Source organism: Blastocatellia bacterium, from assembly GCA_035573895.1.
GTDB lineage: Bacteria > Acidobacteriota > Blastocatellia > HR10 > HR10 > DATLZR01.
This window is the reverse complement of sequence record DATLZR010000146.1, coordinates 1-3,839: the sequence shown is the minus strand read 5'-3', so window position 1 is coordinate 3,839 and position 3,839 is coordinate 1. Positions and strand designations below refer to the sequence as shown.

4 protein-coding genes and 1 tRNA gene are annotated in these 3,839 nt (G+C 60.1%); 4 read left to right on the top strand and 1 reads right to left on the bottom strand.

Annotated elements, in window-relative coordinates; translation table 11 throughout:
* Positions 1-55 precede the first annotated feature (55 nt).
* The 4 genes from VNM72_12680 (at position 56) to VNM72_12665 (ending at position 3,030) form a co-directional block, all read left to right on the top strand.
* Positions 56-129, top strand: a tRNA-Arg gene (locus VNM72_12680).
* A gap of 135 nt (positions 130-264) precedes the next feature.
* Positions 265-1,902 (top strand): NAD(P)H-hydrate dehydratase, encoded by a 1,638-nt coding sequence (locus tag VNM72_12675; protein ID HXF06251.1) that lies wholly within the window; start codon positions 265-267, stop codon positions 1,900-1,902.
* A 55-nt stretch (positions 1,903-1,957) separates the two neighbouring features.
* Positions 1,958-2,455, top strand: coding sequence for a tRNA (adenosine(37)-N6)-threonylcarbamoyltransferase complex ATPase subunit type 1 TsaE (gene tsaE / locus VNM72_12670; GenBank protein HXF06250.1), 498 nt, complete (start codon positions 1,958-1,960; stop codon positions 2,453-2,455).
* Entirely contained in the window at positions 2,455-3,030 is a 576-nt protein-coding gene (locus tag VNM72_12665; GenBank protein HXF06249.1) for a BsuPI-related putative proteinase inhibitor, read from the top strand. The genes tsaE and VNM72_12665 overlap by 1 nt, the downstream gene beginning before the upstream one ends.
* Positions 3,031-3,149: 119 nt before the next feature.
* Here VNM72_12665 and VNM72_12660 read toward each other — a convergent pair whose 3' ends face one another.
* Positions 3,150-3,512 carry a hypothetical protein gene (locus tag VNM72_12660; GenBank protein ID HXF06248.1) on the bottom strand — a complete coding sequence of 121 codons (363 nt, stop codon included), beginning with the start codon at positions 3,510-3,512 and terminating at the stop codon, positions 3,150-3,152.
* Between the last annotated feature and the right edge of the window lie 327 nt (positions 3,513-3,839).

The following is a 3,839-nucleotide window of genomic DNA, read 5'->3' as shown; positions in this document are numbered from 1 at the left end:
GAACGGCTGGCTGGGTACCCCGTCGTCTCGCTGCTAAAATATCAGTCGTGAGTGTGCTCCCGTAGCTCAGTTGGATAGAGCGAGCGCCTCCTAAGCGCTAGGCCGCAGGTTCGATTCCTGCCGGGAGCACGTCCCCTTCCTGGGCGGAGAAATCCCCCTTCGACCGGAGGCAGATTATTTTCTCGCGGGAATGATCCACTCCTCCTCTTGACGGTGAGACGATGCGTCTTCCTCGCGCCGCTTTTCGTGCTACAATGAAGCGCGATGCGCGTTCTCACGGCGGCACAAATGCGCGAGGTTGATCGGCTCACCACCGAGCGATACGGAATCCCCAGCTTGCTCCTGATGGAAAACGCGGCCCGACAGATTCTTCGAGCGGTCGAGACGCGACTGGGACCGGTGGCCGGGCGGCACATCCTGGTCGTTTGCGGCAAAGGAAATAATGGTGGCGATGGTGCAGCCTTCGCGCGTCTGGCGTGGATGAGCGGCGCTCGCGTGGATGTTGCCCTCCTCAGCTCGCTGGACAAAACGACGGGTGACGCGCGCATGAACTTTGACATCGTTAAGAAACTCGCGGGCGCAACCTCCCGATTGACATTCACCGAGGTGACAGACGCAACGGCCTGGCAGCCTTTTCGAGAGCACCTCAAGCACTACGCCCTGGTGGTAGATGGAATTCTGGGAACGGGAATCGAGCGCCCGGCGGAAGGATTGTACGCGGAGGTTATCCGGGATCTCGCCGCGCTGTTCGAGGAGCCGGCGCGAACCGTTCGCATTGTCGCCGTTGATCTTCCGTCGGGGTTGCCCACCGATGTGGACCGACCGCTGGGACCGACGGTCTCGGCTGATTTCACCGTGACCTTCACCGCGCCGAAGCCGGCCAACGTGCTGCCGCCGGCCTGTTATTACGGAGGCGAGTTAGTCGTCGCACCCATTGGGTCGCCGCAGGAGCTGATCGAAAGTGTCGGACCCACGCTGACTCTGCTGGCGCCGGAGATGATCGCGGCCTGGCTTTGTCGGACGCGTCGGTCGCCGACGAGTCACAAAGGAACCTACGGTCATGTCTTTCTCATCGCCGGGTCACGGGGCAAACCCGGTGCCGCCTGCCTGGCGGCTCAAGCAGCGCTTCGCTCCGGCGCGGGGCTGGTGACGGTGGGGACTCCGGCCTCCTGCCATTCACTGATCATCTCGCATGTCGCGGAAGCGATGACGGAGCCGCTCGACGAAACGCCCGAAGGAAGTCTCGCGCACACGGCGCTTGAGCGGGCTCTTCAACTGGCCGGCGAACGCGATGTTCTTGCTCTCGGTCCCGGCATCACAACCGCCGAGAGCACGCGCCGGTTCGTTCATGACCTGTTGCGACGTCGGACGGTTCCCGCCATCGTGGATGCCGACGGATTGAATTGTCTGGCTCCCTGGCCGGACGACATCACCGGCCGGGACGTGCCGCTCATCGCCACACCTCATCCGGGAGAAATGGCCCGGCTCATGTGCATCCCCATTCAGGATGTGCTCGAGCATCGGGTCGAGGTTGCTCGTCGCTTTGCCACTGAGCATTCGCTCATCCTGGTGCTGAAGGGCAATCGCACGCTGATCGCTTCAGCCGATGGTCAGGTGTATATCAATCCCACGGGCAATCCGGGAATGGCCACGGCCGGATCGGGAGATGTTCTCACCGGGATTCTCGCCGGATTCCTGGCTCAGGATCGGAACTCCCCCCTCGACGCGACGTTGGCGGCCGTCTATCTTCATGGGCTTGCCGGTGATCTGGCGGCTCGTACTCTCGGCACCCGCGCGCTGATGGCGTCGGACATCACCGCGCATGTCGGTGCGGCTGTGCGGGCCGTCGTGGAGGAACACTCCGGCGACTCGTTTTCTCGACGCGGGGAGAGAATCTGGTGAAACATCACGGAAAGCCGTCCTGTCGGCATCAATTCTTCGGGCCGATGGAGAGACGATGTCGCCACGACAACCGGTGGAGATGCCTCCACCCAAAACAACCATGACCACCCGAGCGGGCATCACCGGAAGTTTCATCACGCGCGCGCCGGAGGAGACATTCGCGCTCGCCGAAGAGATCGGCCGCGAGCTTTCTCAGCCTGCGATTTTTTTGCTCATCGGCGATCTCGGCACCGGCAAGACAGTCTTCGCCAAAGGACTGGCGGCGGGTCTGGGAATTGATCCCGATGACGTCACCAGCCCCTCGTTCACCTTCATCAGCCAGCATCGGGGACGATTGCGGTTCTATCACATTGATCTCTATCGGCTGGAGGATGCGCGGGCTCTCTCCGATCACCTGGGGATCGAAGAGATTTTGGCTGAACCGGCGGTCGTCGTCATCGAATGGGGGGATAAACTTGGCCGTGTCGTCGGTCCCAATGTCTATACGGTCGAGCTGACCTGGATTGATGAAACAACCCGTGACATAAAAATTCGCCAACAGGAGGTCATCTGATGAAACACCTGCCATACACGCGGCAATTGTTTCAGGCGATCGTCATCCTGGTCGTCCTCGCCCCCATTCTGATTCTCCAGAGGGGGAGTGCCTCATCGCCGAGCGCGCTGGATGACGAAGCTGCCTCACCGAGTGCATCGCAGAGGACCGTTATGTCACCGACAGGGATCACGATCGCTTTCACTCTGGATCGCGCCGTCTATTCCTATAACCTTCAGCCGCCGCTACCACCGGTCATACCTGGTCCAGTTGTGCGGGCGGAAATCACACTCAGCAACCAGAGCGACGAAGACCTCGAACTTACCTTTCGCAGTTCGCAGCGATTCGATTTCATCCTTGAGGACGAAGCCGGGAAGATCGTCTTCCAGTGGTCGGCGGATAAAGCCTTTCTCACCGTGCTGGGAACGGAGCTTGTGAAGGCGGGGACGTCGCTTCGCTACACGAAGGAATTTTCCCTCCCCGATTCAACGGCGGGAATTTTGCCCGAGGGGACGTACACGATGCGGGGCATCATCACGTCGGAAAAACGCTGGATCTCGGCCTCGTTGCCGCTGCGTATCGTTCACCTGCACTAGCCGCAATTCCTCTTTGAAGCGAGTTCCAATATCTAACAAAAATCCTTCCACACCAATCGGGAGCACGGCCCACGACGTGGCCGCGCTCCGTACTTCAGCGAAGGGCTACCGCAGGAGGGCTATCGGGCGCTTTCCTCAAAGACGAGCGCCTCGCGCTGCCCAGAGAAAACGACTTGAAGCAGCACAGGTTGCGGCCCCGTCCGGCGATAAGAGAATGAATTTGTGGTCGCTTTCTTATCGAGCGACCGCAGCCGGTAGGGGACACGGACCACAACCTCTGCTCCTTTCATCAGTGTGGCCTGGCCCTCCACACCGGGTTGATAGACCAGCGTGTAGGTTCCTTTGCGGACAAGCTGGCCCGCAATGAGAATGTCTTCGGAGAAGGTAATATCACGGCGCGTTTCCTTCTGGGCCGCGAGCGCGACGGTAGCCCCTCCCAGCACAAGGAGAATCGTCAATATGCCGACAACCTTCCTCAGCATAATCCACGACCTCCTTTGTGATGGAATGGCAATAAAAATTCTAGCACACCCAGAACGACCTTCAAGGGGCCTCGACAGCAATCCCCGGTGAAAATGGCTGTAGCTCACTGAAAAAATGCGCAAAAATTCAGCCCGTTACGGGCTGACCGGGAATTGCTGGGGTCCGATGACAGTCAGGAATTCTCGGCGAAGGTGAGGAGTCGAGGCGAGCGGTCCGTTTGAGGAGCGAGAAGAGGGTGATCCGAGTCAGACAGCACCACTCGACCGAGACCGGTTCCATCGCGTCCTGCGCCTGCCGTGTGCCGGAACTTCGTTGTGATGACCGCA

What these genes read in the sequence shown, in the direction of transcription:
- VNM72_12675 (HXF06251.1), top strand. Translation starts at nt 265, where the DNA reads ATGCGCGTTCTCACGGCGGCACAAATGCGCGAGGTTGATCGGCTCACC.
- tsaE (HXF06250.1), top strand. Translation starts at nt 1,958, where the DNA reads ATGTCGCCACGACAACCGGTGGAGATGCCTCCACCCAAAACAACCATG.
- VNM72_12665 (HXF06249.1), top strand. Translation starts at nt 2,455, where the DNA reads ATGAAACACCTGCCATACACGCGGCAATTGTTTCAGGCGATCGTCATC.
- VNM72_12660 (HXF06248.1), bottom strand. Translation starts at nt 3,512, where the DNA reads ATGCTGAGGAAGGTTGTCGGCATATTGACGATTCTCCTTGTGCTGGGA.